The organism is bacterium, assembly GCA_036504735.1.
In the GTDB taxonomy this organism is placed as follows: Bacteria; Electryoneota; RPQS01; order RPQS01; family RPQS01; genus DASXUQ01.
Map to the genome: position 1 here is coordinate 419,081 of DASXUQ010000005.1, position 19,804 is coordinate 438,884.

The window sequence follows — 19,804 nt, forward strand, 5'->3', positions numbered from 1 at the left end:
GCACATAATCTGTGACGGGTCAATGGGAAAATAGAGTTTGCCGGATAGATCGGTTCTGGGATCCGGGGCGGGTTCCTGCTGAAGGCGATCTTGAAATCCATTGAGGGGCCTTTGCCCTTTCAAATCAACAATTTGGCTCGGTCCAGGGAGTGCCCGCCGCCACAAATTGTCGATGACGCGAGGCTTTCGTATATTTGGGCTTCGGTAAGCGAACAGAAAGTGTGATGGACACCGTGACAGATACGTACAAGAAGGCTGCGAAAGTCATCCGCTCGGCCAAGCGGGTGGCCGCATTTACCGGGGCGGGGATTTCCGTGGAAAGCGGGATTCCTCCATTCCGCGGGGATAACGGGTTATGGGTAAAGTATAACCCGGATTTTCTGGAGATTGGCAACTTCAGGCGCAGCCCCAAGGCCTCTTGGGAGTTGTTGAAGACCGTCTTCTATGAAGGAGTTTCAGCGGCGCAGCCCAATGCCGCTCATTTTACTCTGGCGGCGATGGAAAAGAAGCACATGCTGGAGACCCTCATCACCCAGAACATCGACAGTCTGCATCAGAAAGCGGGCAGTCGCAAGGTGTACGAATTCCATGGCACCTTGAGAACACTGGTATGCCTCGGTTGCTCCAAGACGTATCCGCTGGCCGATGTGGATTTGGCTTTTCTGCCTCCGGAATGCCGGATATGCGGTGGCCTTTTGAAACCGGACGTGGTGCTGTTCGGCGAACCGATTCCCGAGCCGGCCAATTCACAGTCGTTTTTTGAAGCGGAGATCGCGGATGTGCTGCTGGTGATCGGCACGTCGGGCGAGATTATGCCGGCCTCGCTGATCCCACACATTGCCAAGGGCAACGGAGCGACGATCATCGAGATCAACGTGCAACCTTCCGAGTTTACACGACAGATCACCGACATCATGATTCAGGCCAAAGCGACGGAAGCGATGAGCGGACTGGCGCGGGCCTTGGATATAGCGATACCATCTCAGAGATAGGCATCATAGCAGAGAGTGCTGGAGCGACCGGATGAACATTCATAATCTCGATCAGATTTTCAATCCGAAGCGGATTGCGCTGATCGGAGTCACGATAAATCCCAATAGTGTGGGCGGCAAGGTTCTGGGGAATCTGGTGGGCGGAGGGTTCCGTGGTGTGGTGTATCCGGTGAATCCGGATAACGAAGCGGTGTTAGGCGTGCCGTGCTTTCCGAGCGTGGCCAGTTTGCCGAAGACGCCGGATCTGGCGGTGATTTGCACGCCGCCGGAGCAGGTGCCGGGACTGATTACGCAGTGCGGCGAAGCGGGAATCCGCGGCATTATTATTATGTCGGCGGGATTCAAGGAAACCGGAGAAGCCGGCAAGGCGCTCGAAGAGCGGATCATGGCAGAAGCGCGCAAGTATGACGGGATGAGAATTCTCGGGCCGAATTGCCTGGGGATCATCGTTCCGGCGCTGAGTCTGAATGTGAGCTTTGCTTCGGGAATGCCGAAGGCGGGGCACGTGGCGTTTATCTCGCAGTCGGGAGCACTGTGCACGTCGGTGCTGGACTGGGCGCTGGAAGGCAAGATCGGGTTTTCGCATTTTGTGTCCATCGGCAACACGAGCGACGTGGATTTCGGCGACCTGATCGACTACTTCGGCGAAGACGAGAATACGAAGTCGATTATTCTGTATATCGAATCGATCTCGCAGGCGCGGCGGTTCATGACGGCGGCGCGCGCCTTTGCGCGGACGAAACCGATTCTGGCGATTAAGGCGGGACGGTTTCCGGAATCGGCGCAGGTGGCGGCATCGCATACGGGAGCGATGGCATCGGAAGATGCGGTGTACGACGCGGCGTTTCAGCGGGCAGGTCTGGCGCGGGTGTTCGAAATCGGCGACATTTTCGATTGCGCGGAACTGATCGGCAGAAACAGGCATCCGCACGGACCGAATCTGGCGATTGTGACGAACGCGGGTGGGCCGGGCGTGCTGGCCACGGACGCACTGATTGCCGAAAAGGGCGTGCTGGCCAAGCTCACCGCGGACACGATGGAGAAGCTGAACGAGAATTTGCCCTCATCCTGGTCGCACGCGAATCCGGTGGATGTTCTGGGGGATGCCAGTTCGAAGCGGATTGAAAAGGCCGTGCAGATTGTGCTGGCAGACAAGGGCGTGGATGCGGTGCTGGTGATTCTGACGCCGCAGGCAATGACCAATCCCACGGCAACGGCCAAGGTGCTGGGCAAGCTGGCGGAGACCACACCGAAACCGATTCTGGCGGCATGGCTGGGCGGCAAGGCGATGCGCGACGGGATTTCGATTCTGACGGATGCGGGCATTGCAGCCTATAGGACTCCCGAACAGGCCGTACGCTCGTTCATGACGCTGGTAGCTTATTCGCGTAATTTGGACACGCTGTTCGAGACTCCGAAGGACGTGCCGATTACGTTTTCCATTGACCGGGACGACATTCGGCAGCACTTCCTTTCGGAGCATATTGGAGAGTCGGAAATCATTTCGGAAGACATTTCCAAGTGGTTGATCGACGCCTACGGGATTCCGACGACGCGGGCGATTCCGGCGCGGAACTCTTCGGAAGCGGTGCAGATTGCGGCGAAGATCGGCTATCCGGTGGTGTTGAAGATTCACTCGCCGGACATTACGCACAAGTCGGATGTGGACGGCGTGTCGCTGAATCTCGAAAACGAAGAGATGGTACGCGGCGCGTTTGACGGGATTATTTACAGCGCCAAGGCTCTGCGGCCATTCGCGCGGCGGTTCGGGTGCACGGTGCAGCCGATGATCAGCACCAAGAACGCGCTGGAGTTGATTCTGGGAATCAAGAAGGATTCGGTGTTCGGCACGGTGATGATGGTTGGCATGGGCGGAACCGGCGCGGAGCTGTTGCAGGACCGGAGCTTGGGTTTCCCGCCGCTGAATGAGCGGCTGGCGATGCGGATGCTGGAGTCGCTGCGGATCTGGCCGCTGCTTACAGGGTATCGCGGCAAGCCGCCCGCCAACGTAGACAAACTGGTGGAAGTGCTGATCCGGCTGTCATACCTCGCGGCAGATTATCCGGAGATCAAGGAATTGGACATCAATCCGCTGCTGGTTTCTCCGGAAGGCGCCGTGGCACTGGATGCGCGGATTGTGATGGACCGGGAACTGATCGGAAAAAACGTTCCGGCTTACTCCCATCTGGTGCTGCAACCCTATCCGGAAAAGTATGTGAAGCCGGTGACGCTGAAGGACGGCACGGAAATTTTGCTGCGACCGATCAAGCCGGAGGATGAACCGCTGTGGATGAATCTGCTGGCGAGTTGCTCGAAAGAGGCGATTTACTCGCGGTTCCGGTATCTGTTCCACTGGGCCTCGCATGAGGTGGCGACGCGGTTCTGTTTTATCGACTATGACCGCGAAATTGCGATTGTGGCGGAAACGGTGGAGAATGGCGAGCGGAAACTGGTAGGCGTGGGGCGGTTGATTGCCGATCCGGACCACGAGACTGTGGAATATGCCGTGCTGATCACGGACGCCTGGCAACAGCGGGAAATCGGAAGTCTGCTCACCGATTATTGCATGGACATCGCGCAGAAATGGAATTTGAAGCGGGTGGTGGCACAGACGACCACCGACAACCGTCCGATGATCTCCATTTTTCAGAAGCGCGGGTTTGAGGTGCGGATGGGCGAGGATTCCACGGTGGATATTGTGAAAGAAATCCGGTAGAACCCTGCGCACGAATCGTATCCGAGAAGAGGCTCCCTTAGGGGAGCCTCTTCTCGCATGTTGCGGTGAGAAACGAATTCTATGGGTTGGTTTGCGCCGTGACGTAGTAAATGTATTCGATGCCGGTGGAGTGAGTATCGGTGTACGCGGTATCCGGCACCGTAGCGATCAGAACAACAGGAAGCGACGGTTGCACCTGTTGGCGGTACAGGCGGTAGACAGGCGCAGATGGCAACGGCTGACCGAACGCCGATTGCGTAACGGCGGACCATATCAACCGTACGGAAGAAGGAGAATCGGGATAGACGGTCAGACCTTGCGGCATGGCAGGCATGCCCGGGCAGATGATCACGGTGCCGGGATGGTACGTGACGGTGGGATAGGTCCCGTCCGCCGCAACAAAGAAGGGCGCATAGGGAGCGGCGATTTCCTCAGCGCCGCACCGGCGAAGCGTGAAGCGGGCGCGGAAGAGTTCACCGGGGCCCTGCCAGAAATCGGTGCCGAAAACGGTGGCTCCGACCTCGAGCAGCGTGGGTTCAAAGGCCGCGTGATCGAAGTAGTTGAACTGAAGACCTTGACGATTGGCCACCAGCGCGCCGGCCACGGGAGGTTCGTCCAGATCAATCACGTTGGTGTCGTAGGACATGTAGACGGTGAAGCCGCGCATCGGCTGCGACGCCGACAGTTGCGCGGAGATCCAGACGGATTGACCGGCATCCCCGGTGGACGTATCGGGAGTAAAGGTAAGATCGAGCGCCCAGGCGGACGTGCCGAAGGCCAGTCCGGCAAGAAGCAGCGTGACGCACGTCAGGCGTGCCAGCATAGAGACCTCATGATACAGGGCCGCCGCCGCCGGGCGCAAGACCCGGCGGCGGCGAACAGATGATACATCCGAGCCCAAGGCGAAACGGTTATCGCGTCAGCAGCATTTTGTGCAGAGCGCTATAACCATTCACCTCGATTTTGTAGATGTACAGGCCCGAAGACAGGCCGCTCGCGTCAAAGGAAACCGTGTGATGTCCGGCTTCCATGCTGGTGTTCACCAGAGTGGCCACCGACTGACCGAGCAGGTTATAGACGTTCAAACGGACGAAGCCATTGTCCTTCAGATCGAAGGCGATGGTGGTGGTCGGGTTGAACGGATTCGGGTAGTTCTGGAACAGAGCGTAAGCGGTCGGCAGAATGCCCTGCGCGCCGATACCGAGCGTTGAGCCACTGCCGGTAATCGCGACGCCGCCGGCGTCGGAGATCTTCACGGACTCGAGGCTGATGTTCGCCATCGCAACGCGAGTGGATTTCCAGCGGAATTCGATCACGGCCAGCGATGCTTCGCCGGCGATGGTCGCAGTCTGCCCCATGGCAGCGGCGGCGACAACCACCTTGCCGGGCTGACCTGTAACGGCCCTGGCCGTCGTCCACGGCAGACCATCCGCGGCATCAAAGCTCGCGGGCGTCACGGAGACGAGTTCCAGAACCTGCGGATCGAACTTCACGATGGATTCGACGGCCTTGACCGAGTGGTCATTGCCGGTCAGCGACACCGCAACCGTGAAGGTGCTGTTGGCGGTGATTTCACCATCGGATGTGCGGGCGAGGTTAACGACAGGCATGGCGGAGAGGCTTGCAAACGGCTTGGCCGGCGGCGGAGTGACAAGGTAGCCACCGCTCGCAACGACGCCGAAATTGAAGCTGAAGGGCACCAGGTCATTGAAGTCAATGACGCCGTCGGGCGACGGAATGCCCTTGCCCATGCCGTTCTCGTGATTTTCCGGGCCGATGTTCACATGCTGGGATGCGGCACTGACCGTCTGGAAGTAGTACATGGAGAGTTCGGAGAGGTCCGAACCGTTGACGATTCCAGCCGAAGCAGGATCCGGCGAGAAGTCGCCCAGCCAGTAGTTAGTGGAGCGGTCAGCGTTGGCGCCGATGGTGTAGCTCGCCACCTGCGACCAGTTTCCGGTTGCGTCCTTCACGAACGTCACGTAGCGGTAGATGTCACGCGCGGTGACGGCGTCCTTCCAATAGTCCGGATGTCCCGGCGCATGCTGGGCCGGAGTTCCGAAGTCGGTGGAGTTCACACCGCCGGTCAAGGTGGCTACCAGAGTCCAGCCGGCAAGATCCGTGGCGAAGTTCTTGGCATAGTGGCTGTCATTAACATCCGTGCGCCAGAATGCACCCGCGTAAACGGGGTAGTCACCCTCGCCTTTGCGGAAGATTTTGGCTTCCACGGCGTCGGTGGTGCCCCATGCCCACTTTAACCACACGCCGTCGCTGGTGGGACGGGCATCGAACGTGGTGAAGGAGTTGGCCGGGGGCGCGAAGTCGACGCAGAACGCAAAGGAACCGGCGGTCTCATTGCCGAGGCAATCCTTCAACGACCAGTTGACAGTCACGCTGCCGGAATAGTCCGGGGCAACGTTGGCAAGGATGAAGGTCCAGAGATTCGCGGCCTGAGTGGCATCGGGGTAGCCGGTGATGGCCGCGCCCGAAATCGGAACCAAGCTGTTGGCCCCCATAGTGAAGGTCAGCGTGAAGCCGCCGGTCTGGCACGCCGCCGGAGCATCGACGGTCATGTTCAGCTCGGTGTTCAAACGCGCGGCGCCGTTGTTCGGATCATCCGCGATCTTGTTGTAGCAGGGAGCGGCCTGTGTGAAGTACACCGGCGGGGTGAAGACGGGCGCCTGCGTGTCCTTGATCACCGACACGTCGGCGGTCGTGGTGGAGTTGCAGGTGGCATCGGTAACGGTCAGGGCAAATGTGTTGCAGCCTTCCGTCATGTGGCCCCACACCGTAGCGGCATCCGCCGTCAGCGGCCACGCGCCGTCGGCCAGCGGGACGTTGTACGTATGCGCGCCGCCGTTAAGGGAAATCACAGCGCTCGAAAGAGAGCTGATGCTGGCGCCAACCACGGCACTTAAGGCGTTGGTGAAAGCCGCGGCGTCATTATAGCCCGCGCATGTGCCTTCGCCCGCGCCACCCGTTAACGCGGTTCCCACGGGAGCCGTGCAATCCACGGTGAGGCTCGGCAGCGAGAAGTCAAATCCAGACGTGTGATGGCCGGCGGCATCCCAGAAATCGGTGCCGGAGACGGTCACATTGTAGGCGCCATCCGTCGCGCCATTGTTCCGAACCGGCAGCAGGGCGATGTATTGTCCCGGCGTCCCCGTGCTGTAGGGCGGCTGCCAGGAGACGTCGAGCGTAATGGTGCCCGTTCCGCCGCCGGCGGCGTTAATGAAGTTCAAGTTGGTGGAACGGTTGCTGGACGGCATGGTCTGATATTGATTGCCTGTCCAGTTGGCCACGATCCCCGCAGGCAGCGAGATGATCAGATGGCCGCCAATATACTGAGCCCGGTCAAAGGCGACACGCAGCACGGCATCGGTGCAGCTTGCGCCGCCAGTGCAGCCTACGTACGGATCGTCAAAGGAAAGCGTGAAGTCGTAGGTGTTGGCGTCGTTGTAGATGCAGGCCGTCAGGCTGGCATCATTCCAATTCTCGTAGTCCACCTGAGCGGGGTTGAAGATTTTGGACGCGATGGTGGCGCTGTTGAGCGTGCCCCACCAGTTGCATTCGGCATTCACCACGCCGGTGTAGCCCGGGGTGTTGACCTTCATCTCATAGAATCCGGCGCCCGTGTGGCCCGTGAAGCTGTTGTTGTGAATAACGAAATCCGAATTCGTGCCGGCGCCGAACTGGTCGTTAAAGCTCATGCCGTTCGCACTTCCGGTGTCGAAATGGTTATCCGTTACGGTCACGTTCGTGCAGCCGCCGCCGACGTAGACATGCGTACCCGTGGTCACATTCAACACGGAGTTGCCAGTGATCGACGAGTTTTGCAGGCCGAAGAGGACATACTGGCCGTGTGTCGAGCGGTTGTTGGAAATCGTGACGTTGCTGACAGGGTGAGTCAGGTCGCCCTGAATCTCTACCACGCTGCTGTAACCGTCGAGATCATTGTTGGTGATCAGACCCGTGTTGCAGGATGTGCCGTAATCGTCCACCCACAGGCAGCCGTAGTTATAAGCGGCGTTTTCACCGTGCAGCCAGTTGCCGCTGATTTCGAAATTGTCCGAGTTGTTGAAGTCAACCGCCTTGAACTGGTGGCTGATGACGTTGTTGCGTACGGCCACGTTGGAGAACTGGCCGCCGCCGATCTTCTCGATAGCCACAACACCGTAGCGTTCGCCGGACGTGTACGCAGCGGAATTAGTGATGGTAAAGCCATCGATGGTCACCTGGCCGGCGTGCACGGCAAACCCATGCGCCGCGGTGCTGTTGGGATCTACAATCGACTCTGCGCCGGAGCGGGTCCGGGCAAGAATGCCCGCCTGGGCGCCAAGGAGGGTCACCGATTTGTTGACGACGACGGCCTCATTGTAGATACCGGCGGCTACGTTGACGACGCTGCCGGAGGTCAGGTCAATGCCTTCCCGAATGCGGCCCGTCGCGCCGCTCTGCGCACTGGCGGCGGAGACCCACAGGTTGGAGAAGTCACCCTGAAAACCTGCGGCCAGAAGATCGGTATCCGTACCGCTGTTCAGCCACGGAGTGTAGTCCATATAGGCAAGACCAACGCCCTTGACGGTGATTGCGCCGCCGGGGTTGCTCGCCGATCCGCCGAACTCCAGAGGAATCTGCGACGTGTAGCCGGGCTCTCCGCCGTTGGCGCTCGTGGTCGTCGGGGCGCTCGTGCCAAGCCAGTTGCCGGAGAAGTCTTTGAGGAACGTTCCGGTACTGCGGTTTTCAATCTGACCGTACCAGTTGCCGGAGATATTGTTGTTGAAGTAGCGGGTGCCCGTGGTGTTTTCGCCCAAGCCGCCGTCACCAAGCCAGACGATACCCACCGTCCAGTTGTTCGTGATCTGGTTCTGCTCGACCGTGGTGTTCAAACTCGGATTACGGAAGACTATACCTGTCCGGTTGAAATCGATCACGTTGTTCAGAACCTGAACGTTGCCGGCATTATTAATGTCAATTGCCGTCCGGTTGCCGGTAAGCTTGTTGTTGCGCACGGTTGCGCCACCGGTGCTCTGAATCGCCACGCCCGCGCTCTTGACGTTGGCGGCCCAGTCCGTGACATTGTTGCCATCACGAGTGATGGTGAAGCCTTCGATCACCGAACCGACCGCGGCCATGCGGACCGTGGCGGAGTTGGCGCCGGTTTTAAGGCCGCGAATGGTCGAGACATCGATCCCGGCACCGGAAACGGTGACAGCCTTGTTCACGAGGATATCTTCGGCATAGAGCCCGGCCATGACATGGACGGTGCCGCCCACGGTGGCCAAACCGATGCCCTGCTGGATAAAACCGGGGGCATCCACTTCCACGGTTGCAGCCGCGAGCCCGGTTTGGGCAAGCGTGCCGAGACCGGAAACGACCACATCCGCGACGCTGCCGCCAGGAGTGACGTCCGTGGTGATGGTGGCGGTGTAACCGGGATAAGATTCGGCAAAGAAGCCGTAGTCACAACCGGAAACGGTGTTGCCGGAGAACTGAGCGTTGACGTTGGCCACCCAGATTGTGGGCCAGCCGGTGGTGGCATAAAGGCCGATGTCACCCGAGGCGCCAGCTCCGCTGACGGTATTGTCGGTGAAGATGGCCGTGCCGCCCGAGGTGCCCCAGGCAAAGAGGTCCACGACCGCGCCGGTCACCGAGTTGTTGGTGGCGACGGCATTGAGGTAGGGGAAGAAGATCATGATGCCCCAACCGCCGGGAAGCGGGTTGGAGACGTTGTTGCCCTGAATCAGATCGGGGGAGCCGCCGTAGCCGCCATTGTTATCGGAGTGGATGCCATAGCCCGCGCTCTGCGTGACGGTGTTGTTCAGGAACTGAGTTCCGCGCGACCAGTTGCTGACAATGGCGTCGTTCACATTGCTCACGGTGTTGTTGGCAATGATGCCCGCGCCGCCAAAGTTAAAAATAGCGATGGACTGGTTGCAGCCGGTCACATTGGACACCGTGCAATGATGGATATTGAATCCCGAACCACCGCTGCGCGCATAGATGGCGCGCAGCCAGATGTTGGTGACGGTTACATCGTGAACGGTCAGGTTGTTCCAGGGACCGTTGCCTTCGATGATGCCGTTACGGGCATCGAGGCCGACGCCATTTGCCGGGCTGTCGCCGTCAATCGCGAGATTGCTTATCACCACGTCATGGGCGTTCACCACCATCACCTGAGTGTTGCCGAGGGTGGGGTGAGTGGCATCGGGGCAGATGCCGACATCGGAGCCGGCCGGATAGATCACGGTCAGGCCCTGGCCTGCGCCGTCGAGGGTGACGGATCGGTCAATCAGAATATCTTCATAGTAGGAACCGGCGGCGATGTGAATGACGTCGCCCGGTCCCGATGCGGCGATGGCGGCCTGAATCGAAGCGTAGTCGGGGGTGCCACTTCCCAGCGGGACATAGCGATCCACCGCATCCAGCGTATGCCGAACCGCGCGCACGGCCGCGGCGGGATTGGTTCCCGGCCGGGGCTCATCGGATGCGCGCAGCGGCGGATTGGCGCTGGCGGACGCCCACAGGGAGCCGCAGAGAGCCAGAGTGATCAGAATCGTCAGCCCCAGTGCGGGCCAACTCATGCGCGCAGAGAACGCGCCCAAAGTCCGAACGTTCCTCATTTTCTCTTCCTCATCGGTTAATAGAGAGTGACGTTGTATAAAGTATGTGCGCTAAAAGAACTCGCGCAGGTGGGAGAAGGAGACCTGTTTGCCCTACGGCTGAGTTTTGCAGGCACGCACTTCGTACACGCCGATATTGACAACCGTCGTGCAGGGGAACGTGATGTGAATAAACTCATCGTAGAGGAAGGTATCCGGCAGCGTGGCCAGCGCGAGCGACGTGTCATTCAACACATCGTGGAGATAGATCGTGTACTGCGGATGGTTCACCGGATGGCCGTGGATATCCTGCGTGACGCGCCGCCATTGCAGGCGAACGGAATCGTCATGCGCGGGATAGGGCAGTGTGATGATGATCAGGCTATCGGGGGGACGCGGCGGTGTGCCGTCCACGATGACGGTGGCGGTATCGCCGCTGAGCATAATGGGCTGGGGAGTGTCGGTTGTCCCACTGAAGCCATTGCCGTTGACAAACCCGATGGCCGTGGTGGTGTCAAACGGCGCAATGGCCTTGACGGTCAGAGTGGCCAGCGTCACCGCGCCGGCGGGAAAATTGGGATGAAAAAAGCCATCCACGCGCAGGGTGTTGGCCGAGAGTTGAGTAGGGAGCAGATTAAGACGCGGATCGGAGCCGGGAGTCACGGATAGCAGTTCGAGATTGGACTGATCAAAGGCGAAGCTCAAGCCGAACACCCGTGCGTCAGTGAGCGTCGCGACAATTGAGACGGAAAACTCACTGCACCCGTTATTGGTTTGAATGACGCCGGGGGTCAGATGGATGAAGCCGCCCGTGTCATCAAGCCCGTTCCCAGCGGGGCGCAAAGCCGTCGAAGAAGGATCGGCGGCAACGGAAGACAATGCCGTGCAAATGCCAAGAAAAGTAAGGGCTGCACGACAGGTTCGGAAGAAACGATTGGTCTTTATACTCACGTTCAAATCTTGTCACCTGGGTTACATATTCGACGATGTGCGAATAAGACGACGACAACGGCCTGTACTACTACAACAACGTATAGATAATTTATACTCAGTCTACGGCAAGCGCAAGCAATGCAAAGTTATAAGATGGCGAATTTTTTAAGCGGATCGTTGAACCTGATTGACCCACATTGGCGACCTTGGCACCACATGAACATGTTGCGCCTGAGGAAAACACCGTCGTTTGGCAAGTTAGACGACAATGCGGATCTTGCCATATATTTATCCACATTGGGCTCAGTTGCCTTGGGCACCCGAGAGTACATTTAGGCGCATCGATTGCCTCTCTTCCGCTCGGAAATTGTACAAAAAGGATAGCATTAAGTATAATAAACCACTAATATTAATGCCCCGGGTGGAGAGATGAATACTGGCATGAGACATCACGATTTCGTACATTGGATTTTCGCATATATGCCGCAATAAGGAGAATTCTGTGAGCATGCGCAGCGTTATTCTGGTTGCCGTGCAAGTTGTCGCCATCGTGGTGATGGCGGGCAGCGGCAAGCTGGTACCGTCGCAATTCTGGCTGGTGGTGCTGGGTATTGCGGGAGTGCTATTGGCGGTATGGGGCATTGCGACTATCCGGCTGAAGAATTTGCGAGCGGTTCCGGAGGTCAAGCCCGGGTCCACGCTGGTACGGCGCGGACCCTACCGGCTGATCCGGCACCCCATGTACGCGGGATTGCTCGTGGTGGGTATTGTGTGGATGATCAGCGACTTTTCGTGGCTGCGTCTCGGGGCAATGGTTGTGCTGACGGCAGACCTCTTGGTGAAGATGCACTATGAAGAGAGATTCCTGCAAGCGGCCTTTCCCGAGTATGCCGACTACAAGCAGCAGACAAGAAAACTGATTCCCTTCGTGTATTGAGCTGGTCCGGTCATTGCACGGATGGAAGTAATGCGATGCGGGGACCACAACGGCGGTTGCGAGAGTGCATCCTGACGGCATGACGGAAACGATTGTTCACGGGAAATGGGACCTATGGCAGGAACGGCGGGCGGAAACGCTTTCAATATCGCAGGCGTGAGAGTCGATGACGTCACGCGGGACGATGTACTGGCGGCGGTGGAGCGGTTTGTGGCGGACGACGGGCTGCACCGGATTGTAACGCCGAACGTGGATCACATCCTTCACGCGCAGCGAGACCGGATGTTCAAGCAAGCGGTGAACAGCGCCGCGCTCTCGATCCCCGACGGCAAGTGGCTGCAACGGGGTGCGCGCCTGCTGGGAGTGAACATCCGCGAAGGAATCGCCGGCAGGCTGCTGGTGGAGCCGATGTGCGAACTGGCCGCACGCCACGGGTGGTCGGTGTATATTCTCGCGTCCATCGGAAACATTGCCGAGCGCGCCGCCGACACTTTGCGAAAGCGATACCCCGGATTGAAGATTATTATGGCGCGTTCACCGTCGATGCGTTTCGGACAGGACGCCGCGGAGACGGCGGAACTGTTGCGCGAATTGAATGCACTGCGGCCCGATATACTTTTTCTGGGACTGGGCGCGCCGAAGAGCGAGAAGTGGCTCTATGAGCACCGCGAACAGATCCCCGCGCGGGTGGCCATCGGCGTCGGATACGCGTTCGACATACTGGCGGGCCGGATCGCGGAATGTCCGCGCTGGATCACCGCGGCAGGAATGGAATGGGCCTACCGCCTGCTCAAGGAGCCGCGCCGTTTGTGGAAGCGCTATCTGGTGCGCGACCCGCAGTTTTTCGGATTATTGATCAAACAGAGACTCTCCGGCGGTTCCACCAAATGGGTGTGGGACGCTTCCGCGCAGGCTCCGACCACGCACCCCTGATTTCCTTCCCCTCCTCCCTCCTTCCCTTCTTTTCCACATGATGACCGGCATCAACTGCGAGGTTGATGCTTTTCGACAAACGTTTCCGAATCCAACCCTGCAACCCGCTGCATAGCATCGTGCCGAATGCGGCGGCAAACGTCCAAGTCGCGGAGGCGTGACGCGCAACACCCGCCCCTGTGGCGGCAATAAGCGGGTCAGAACGGCGGAAAGATCTGGTACGGGATTTGTACCTTGCGGCGATGAATAGATGTATCTGTGAATCGCCATCGATGAACCAGGCTGCAGAGACGGATCGCCGCTTTGCAGGATGTGACGAAAGCAAGGTAACGTATGCGTGGTCTGCCCTTCCACCGTATTCTCGCTCTTTTGCTGCTGGTGTGCGTTGCCCGGTACTCCTACGCCGGACTGAGGGACATTCACCCGCGCCCGCAGCAGATGGGTTTGCTGGCCTCGCAGCCTGTTGCCCTGGCGGGAACACCCTATCTACTGATTCCGGATAATCCCAATAACGACGAACAACTGGCGGTGACGGAGGCGCAGCGGCTGGTCAGCGAGCGCACCGGCCAGACTCCGATTGTGGTCAACCAGTCCGCCTACACCGGGCAGAGTCCGGCGATCTGGCTGGGCACTCCGGCGCGATTTCCGGCGCTCGAAGCGGCTCTGGATTCGACCGGAATTGACGGGATGGGCTTGATTACGCATCCCGAAGAGTACCAGCTTGTGGTACAGGACGGCCGTATCCTGCTGGCGGCGGCGGATCAGCGCGGCGTGCGCTGGGGCATGATGTCGCTGGTGGAATTGATGTCGACTGTGATGGGGCGAATTTATGTCGATCAGGCGTACATCCGGGACTGGCCGCTGTTCCCCAAGCGGATCGGGACCATCAATACGCCGCTGCGCATCCCTTCCGATGTGAGCTATGCCAACCTCGTCGCGGATTATTCCTACAACGCGCGGATGAATGAGATCGAGGCGAATCTGCCCGAATGCGGCAATCGCAGCGCGTATCCGACGTGGGTGGAATACATGACGAACCTTTCAGCACGCATCCGGAACCGCGCGCAAGTTGTGACGATGTCCACCGATGCGACGGCGCACAATGTACCGGTCATGTGGTGGCAAGAGGGCGTTCCGATTCGCGGGACCCTGATGCGCGTGAACGGCACGGCATTTGTTCCCGTGGCGGACGGATACCACATTGTGATGCCGAACGGCGATTTCGAGAGCTGGACGAACAGCAGGCCGACAGGCTGGCAGATGGCCAACGACACCCGATATGCCTATGTTTTCCGCGATGCGGTCACCCAGCATTCCGGCCAGAGCGCGATCAAATTCACCGGATTCGGTTCGAATTCGCCCAGCGACATGGAGATGTACAGCGACGTATACTTTGGTCCAAGCCGGTTGCTGAAGATCAAGTTCTGGTATAAGACGTCCGGGTATCGGGGCCAGGTGCTGATCAATTTGACGGAAATGCGCCCGCCTTACAACCGCTTCGACAATCGTTTTCTGAGTTTCAGCGCGCCGACGACACAGGATTGGACGCTGCAAGAGGTCAGTTTCTGCACGTACAATGCCGATACGGGCACCTGCATGATCGGCCCCTGGTGTCCGGCGGAAGGCACTCTCTGGCTGGACGACATCACTTTTGAGACGGCGGATCTTTCCGAAATGGTGCGGCGTAGCGACACGCCGCTGGCGGTCAGAAAAGCGGGGCAATTCACCACACCGCTGATCGAAGGGGTGGATTACCGGGCCGTGGAGACCTACAGCACGACGTATCCGCAATATCTTAAACAGCCACGATTGGAGCGGCTGACCGGCGGACAATTGAGCGACGGCGACACAGTAAGCGTGGACTGGTCAAGCGCCATGCGGTATCAGGGCGGGCGGCAGACGGAATGTTTCAGTTTGCTGGATCCCTTGCTTGCCTATCAGGATCGTATCGCGGCTCTGGATTCCATGCTGCATCCGGACGGATTTAAAATCCACATCAACGAGGTGTCGTACGCCAATTACGATGAGACGTGCACGAGCAGGCACATGACTCCGGCGCAACTGGTGGGGAGCTATTGCCGGCAGATGTACCAGATTATTCAGGGCCGGCGGCCGGGCGCACCGGTGCGGATTTATGGCGACGCGTTTGACACCAATGTCCACGACGTGCGGGCCATGCCCGTGACGGTGACCCCCTGGACCATCGGCTCTTTACAGGAGCTTCCTTCAGCGGTCGAGATGATGGCGATGCTGGGCTATTCGGACAACCTCGACTCCAGCATGACGTACTTCAACAGCAACGGGCACTCCTCGGTCATGGCGGTTCAACTCTGGACGAATTACGGAGACTTCATAGAGGCGGTACGCGCGGCGAAACGACATATCGCGGCCTGCCCGGGCGTGCAGTTTTATATGTGGGATGGGGATTGCAACGACCAGTTGAACTGGCGCATTCCCGATTTCGGCGACATGGCGTGGAATATCGGGCCGTACATCGTGCACAGCCCGCCGCAATTCAGCTCGCGACCGGATAGTATCCGTCTGTTCGCCGAGATGTGGACGGACAGTTTTCACCGGGCAGAGCCGACGTTTCTGACGTCCACCACGCTGACCTATCGCTGGCTGCCGGCAGGGAGTTTCGCCACGGTACCGCTGGCACGGACAGGAACAGACGGCTACGCCGCGACGATTCAGGCGGTGCCGTCGGGAGCCACGGGGATCAGCTACTACCTGTCGGCCACCGACCATCGCGGCGAGACTCACAGCGCGCCGGCGGATGCGCCGCAGCGGACCTTTACGGCCATGTTTCCGTTGAACGGCCAGCCGCCGGGCAGTGAGAATGCAGAGCCGGTGACATTTTCGGTTCGAAGCTGCGGCGAGGGAACCTTGGTGGAATGGCCGCAGGTCAGCGGCATCCAGTGGTACGAAGTGCATGCAGGGACGTCGCCGGATTTTGGCGAGCATTCCCGGACACTCCTGTCGCGGCAGAGCCCGTCGTGCCCGCGGTATTTGCTGCCTCCCGAGCGTGGCGAAACACCGGCCGGGAACATGCAGGTTTACGGATTCCGAACGCCGGACGCGCGTAAGCAATACATCGCGGATCGAAAGAAGTAGACTGCTGCTTATGAACCGCCAAAAGCCCCGTTCGCACTGCGAGCGGGGCTTTTCCTAATGAGCGCCGGAGGCGGGCCGGCACCGATGAAGTAATCGATACATTGGCTATTGAGCGGCAGCCCGAAGGGCGTTCAGATCCGAGGCGACGATGTGCTGGAGGTTGCGCGTGATCTTTTCGACGGGCCAGTTCCACCAGGCGATTTGGAGAAGGGTTTCGATGGTTTGGGGAGAGAAGCGCATGCGCAACACCTGAGCGGGATTGCCGCCGACCACCGCATAGGGAGGAACTTTGCCAACGACGAAGGACTTGGCGGCAATGATGGCTCCATGTCCGACTTTCACGCCGGGCATGATGACGGATTCGTAACCGATCCAGACATCGTTGCCAATCACGGTATCGCCCTTGTACGGCAAGTCACCCGGCTGCGGAAGAACCCTTTCCCAGCCTTGCGCGAAGATCGAAAACGGAAACGTGGAGAAGCCGGACAATTTGTGATTGGCGCCGTTCATAATGAACTTGACGCCTTGCGCCAGAGCACAGAACTTGCCGATGATGAGCTTATCCCCGATGAAGGGATAGTGGTAGAGCACGTTGCGTTCGAAGTTCTCCGAGTCGTCGGGATCATCGTAGTAGGTAAAGTCACCGATAAGGATGTTCGGATTTGTGACCGTGTTCTTGATAAAGCAGACGCGGGGGAAACCCGGCATGGGATGTTTCTGTGCGGGATCGGGTCCGTTCATGGGAAGCACACTCCATGATATGCGGCAGGGGCAGTCGTGGACCGCCCCTGCTTAGACAACGAAGGAAAATGGCTTAGAATCTTTCGGTGACGCTTTTGCCTTGCAGGAAGAGTTGCAGATAGTCGCGGCCACCGGCCTTGCTGTCGGTGCCGCTCTGGTTGAAGCCGCCGAAGGGCTGCACGGCGACGAGAGCGCCGGTGCACTTGCGGTTCAAATAGAGGTTGCCGCAGTGAGCATGAACGCGCACTTTCTCGATGTGATCACGGCGCTTGCCGAAGTAACCGCCGGTAAGGCCGAAGATGGTGTTGTTGAACACCTCGAGGCCCTCTTCGAAGGATTTGACCTTGCACACGGCGAGCACCGGGCCGAAGATTTCTTCCTGCATAATGCGCGAGGTGGGAGCGACGTCGGCGATAATGGTGGGTTCGATAAACCAGCCGGGGTTCTTCGTGTTGCCGCCGGCGACGAGGCGACCTTCCTTCTTGCCAATCTCGATGTACTCAAGTATCTTTTTGTAGGCGCCTTCTTCGCTGACCGGTCCGTGCCAGTTGGAAAGATCCTTGGTGGGACCGCACTTGATCTTCTTCGCGCGCGCTACAACGAGGTCGAGCAGCTTGTCGTAGACCTTCTCGTGGACAATCAGGCGCGAGCAGGCGCTGCACTTCTGGCCTTGGAAGCCGAAGGCGGCGGTGACAATCTGCTCGGCGGCAAATTCGAGATCGGCGTCATCGTCGACCAGAATGCCGTCCTTGCCGCCCATTTCGAGCACGGTGCGCTTCAGCCACTTCTGTCCCTTCTGCACTACGGAGGCGCGCTGGAAGATACGCTGGCCGACTTCCATCGAGCCGGTGAAGGCGATAAAGCGGGTGAGCGGGTGGTCCACAATGGTATCACCAATGGCTCCGCCGGGTCCGGGCAGATAGTTGACGACGCCGGCGGGAAGTCCGGCTTCTTCGAGAATCTCCATGAAGCGATAGGCAATCACCGGAGTGATGGATGCGGGCTTCAGAATCACCGTGTTGCCCGTCACGAGCGACGCGGAGGTCATGCCGGCCATGATGGCGCCGGGGAAGTTCCACGGCGGAATCACCGCGCCAACGCCGAGGGGAATGTAATAGAGATTGTTTTCTTCGCCGGGGAATTCCACGACGGGCTGACGCTCATTCAGACGCATCATTTCGCGGGCGTAGAACTCGAGGAAGTCAATCGCTTCGGCGGTGTCGCCGTCGGCTTCCATCCAGTTCTTGCCGATTTCCATCACCATGGTGGCGCTGAACTCATGCTTGCGGCGGCGCAGAATGGCGGCGGCGCGGAGCAGAATGCGGGCGCGGGCATCGGGATCAGAATTCTTCCACCACTGGAAGGTCTTGTTGGCACTGTCGAGCGCCTTCAGAGCCAGTTCCTGCGTGCCCTTGCCGACATAGGCCAGAACCTGATCGGGATTGGCGGGGTTGGTGGACTTGATGGTGTCATCGGTAAAGATGCGTTCGCCGCCGACGATCAGCGGGATCTTCTCGCCGAAGCCACTCTCGACCAGCGCCAGCGCCTGCTCGAAGGCGGCCTTGTTGGCGGGGTCAGCAAAGTTGGTGAACGGTTCGTTTTTGAACGGGGGAAGCATGAAACTACTCCTCAGAAGTTCGGAAAGGCAGCGGGAGCGCCGCCGTTAATGAGACCTCGGGCAGCTTGAAGGGCTGCTATGCAAAAGCAGAGAATCCAAATCGCAATAGAAATCACAATATAGGGTAATTCTCGGACTAATTCAAGCGTGTAAATGATTGATAATGTTAAATTGGACGCAGCCGGAGGGGACAGAAACCGCCATCTTGAGCGCTGTACGGACCATGAAAAAGCTGACCAGAAGGTCAGCTTTTTCGGTCAAACTCTGCGGTCTCTTGTGCTCTACACGTTCAGTAAGGTCAGGGATGACACGGCGATCCAGAGAATTATTCCCATGACAAAGGGCCGGAAGCCGACGGATTTGAGGGTTGCGCGGGAGAGGTTGGCACCGATCAGGAAGAGGGTTACGACCAGGCCCTGTTTAGCGATCAGGTAGATAATATGAAAGACGCTGCTGCCGGCGACAAGATAGGTGTTAAGCAGCATGGCCGCGAAGAAGGCAAAAATGAAATAGGGGATCTTGATCCCTTTGGCGCCGGACTTGAAGATGACCGCGGAGATCAGTGTTACCGGAATGATCCACAGGGCGCGGGTGAGCTTGATGGTGGTTGCCGCCTGCAGGGCTTCTTTGCCGTATTGGGATGCCGCGCCGACGACGGAACTGGTATCGTGGATGGCAATGGCCGACCAGAGGCCGAACTGCTCCTGCGAGAGGTTCAGTTTGTGGCCGATGACGGGAAACAGCAGCAGGGCCACACTGTTGAGAATGAAGACGACGCCCAAGGCGACGCTGGTATTCTCACTCTTGGCACCGATGGCGGGAGCGACCGCCGCGATGGCACTGCCGCCACAGATGGCGGTTCCGGTGGAAATCAGATAGGACGTGGTCTTGTCCACCTTCAAGGCGCGCGAGATCAGAAAGCCGAGGGTGAAGGTGAGCAGAATGCCCGCCACGGTGAACAACAGCCCACGCGAACCGACTTCGAGAGCTACGGTGGCATTCATGCCAAAGCCTAATCCGATAACCGACCCTTGCAGCAGTTTGTGGGTGGCGGAGCGGGTCTTGTCGATGGCAGGATTGCCGACCGTCAAGGCAAAGGCAACGCCCAAGAGCAGAGCAAGCGGCGCAGAGATTACAGGCAGAGCGCAGATGACCAGCAGGAGGACGAGCAGGATTTGATAGCAGGCTTGTTTTGTCATACCGTCACAGCGAGGAAGG

11 protein-coding genes are annotated in these 19,804 nt (G+C 58.9%); 5 read left to right on the forward strand and 6 right to left on the reverse strand.

Annotated elements, in window-relative coordinates:
- Window positions 1-224 precede the first annotated feature (224 nt).
- Complete coding sequence (locus VGL38_03670) at window positions 225-992, forward strand: NAD-dependent deacylase (protein ID HEY3294510.1); 768 nt, start codon at window positions 225-227, stop codon at window positions 990-992.
- A gap of 31 nt (window positions 993-1,023) precedes the next feature.
- Window positions 1,024-3,708, forward strand: a complete 2,685-nt coding sequence (locus VGL38_03675) for a GNAT family N-acetyltransferase (GenBank protein HEY3294511.1) — start codon at window positions 1,024-1,026, stop codon at window positions 3,706-3,708.
- 79 nt (window positions 3,709-3,787) lie between these two features.
- On the opposite strand, the gene VGL38_03680 is transcribed toward VGL38_03675, so the two are convergent.
- The 3 genes from VGL38_03680 to VGL38_03690 form a co-directional block, all read right to left on the reverse strand.
- On the reverse strand, window positions 3,788-4,531 hold the full coding sequence (locus tag VGL38_03680; protein HEY3294512.1) for a hypothetical protein: 744 nt from the start codon (window positions 4,529-4,531) through the stop codon (window positions 3,788-3,790).
- Window positions 4,532-4,619: 88 nt separating this feature from the next.
- Window positions 4,620-10,331: a right-handed parallel beta-helix repeat-containing protein gene (locus tag VGL38_03685; GenBank protein HEY3294513.1), complete on the reverse strand. Its 5,712-nt coding sequence runs from the start codon at window positions 10,329-10,331 to the stop codon at window positions 4,620-4,622.
- 93 nt (window positions 10,332-10,424) lie between these two features.
- Window positions 10,425-11,189, reverse strand: coding sequence for a hypothetical protein (locus VGL38_03690; GenBank protein HEY3294514.1), 765 nt, complete (start codon window positions 11,187-11,189; stop codon window positions 10,425-10,427).
- 562 nt (window positions 11,190-11,751) lie between these two features.
- Here VGL38_03690 and VGL38_03695 point away from each other — a divergent pair.
- The 3 genes from VGL38_03695 to VGL38_03705 all read left to right on the forward strand — a co-directional run bounded on the left by VGL38_03695 (window position 11,752) and on the right by VGL38_03705 (window position 16,227).
- On the forward strand, window positions 11,752-12,180 hold the full coding sequence (locus VGL38_03695) for an isoprenylcysteine carboxylmethyltransferase family protein (GenBank protein HEY3294515.1): 429 nt from the start codon (window positions 11,752-11,754) through the stop codon (window positions 12,178-12,180).
- A gap of 114 nt (window positions 12,181-12,294) precedes the next feature.
- Complete coding sequence (locus VGL38_03700; GenBank protein HEY3294516.1) at window positions 12,295-13,113, forward strand: WecB/TagA/CpsF family glycosyltransferase; 819 nt, start codon at window positions 12,295-12,297, stop codon at window positions 13,111-13,113.
- Between the two features lie 333 nt (window positions 13,114-13,446).
- Window positions 13,447-16,227: a glycoside hydrolase family 20 zincin-like fold domain-containing protein gene (locus VGL38_03705; GenBank protein HEY3294517.1), complete on the forward strand. Its 2,781-nt coding sequence runs from the start codon at window positions 13,447-13,449 to the stop codon at window positions 16,225-16,227.
- Between the two features lie 105 nt (window positions 16,228-16,332).
- Here VGL38_03705 and VGL38_03710 read toward each other — a convergent pair whose 3' ends face one another.
- From VGL38_03710 to VGL38_03720, 3 genes are all read right to left on the reverse strand, one after another.
- Window positions 16,333-16,968, reverse strand: coding sequence for a Vat family streptogramin A O-acetyltransferase (locus tag VGL38_03710; protein ID HEY3294518.1), 636 nt, complete (start codon window positions 16,966-16,968; stop codon window positions 16,333-16,335).
- A 73-nt stretch (window positions 16,969-17,041) separates the two neighbouring features.
- On the reverse strand, window positions 17,042-18,586 hold the full coding sequence (gene pruA / locus VGL38_03715) for an L-glutamate gamma-semialdehyde dehydrogenase (GenBank protein ID HEY3294519.1): 1,545 nt from the start codon (window positions 18,584-18,586) through the stop codon (window positions 17,042-17,044).
- Window positions 18,587-18,867: 281 nt separating this feature from the next.
- A complete protein-coding gene (locus VGL38_03720; protein HEY3294520.1) occupies window positions 18,868-19,785 on the reverse strand; it encodes a putative sulfate exporter family transporter in 918 nt (305 codons plus the stop codon).
- Between the last annotated feature and the right edge of the window lie 19 nt (window positions 19,786-19,804).

Coding starts and splice junctions, on each gene's coding strand:
- VGL38_03680 (HEY3294512.1), bottom strand. CDS start 4,531: ATGCTGGCACGCCTGACGTGCGTCACGCTGCTTCTTGCCGGACTGGCC.
- VGL38_03670 (HEY3294510.1), top strand. CDS start 225: ATGGACACCGTGACAGATACGTACAAGAAGGCTGCGAAAGTCATCCGC.
- VGL38_03720 (HEY3294520.1), bottom strand. CDS start 19,785: ATGACAAAACAAGCCTGCTATCAAATCCTGCTCGTCCTCCTGCTGGTC.
- pruA (HEY3294519.1), bottom strand. CDS start 18,586: ATGCTTCCCCCGTTCAAAAACGAACCGTTCACCAACTTTGCTGACCCC.
- VGL38_03700 (HEY3294516.1), top strand. CDS start 12,295: ATGGCAGGAACGGCGGGCGGAAACGCTTTCAATATCGCAGGCGTGAGA.
- VGL38_03685 (HEY3294513.1), bottom strand. CDS start 10,331: ATGAGGAACGTTCGGACTTTGGGCGCGTTCTCTGCGCGCATGAGTTGG.
- VGL38_03675 (HEY3294511.1), top strand. CDS start 1,024: ATGAACATTCATAATCTCGATCAGATTTTCAATCCGAAGCGGATTGCG.
- VGL38_03705 (HEY3294517.1), top strand. CDS start 13,447: ATGCGTGGTCTGCCCTTCCACCGTATTCTCGCTCTTTTGCTGCTGGTG.
- VGL38_03695 (HEY3294515.1), top strand. CDS start 11,752: ATGCGCAGCGTTATTCTGGTTGCCGTGCAAGTTGTCGCCATCGTGGTG.
- VGL38_03710 (HEY3294518.1), bottom strand. CDS start 16,968: ATGAACGGACCCGATCCCGCACAGAAACATCCCATGCCGGGTTTCCCC.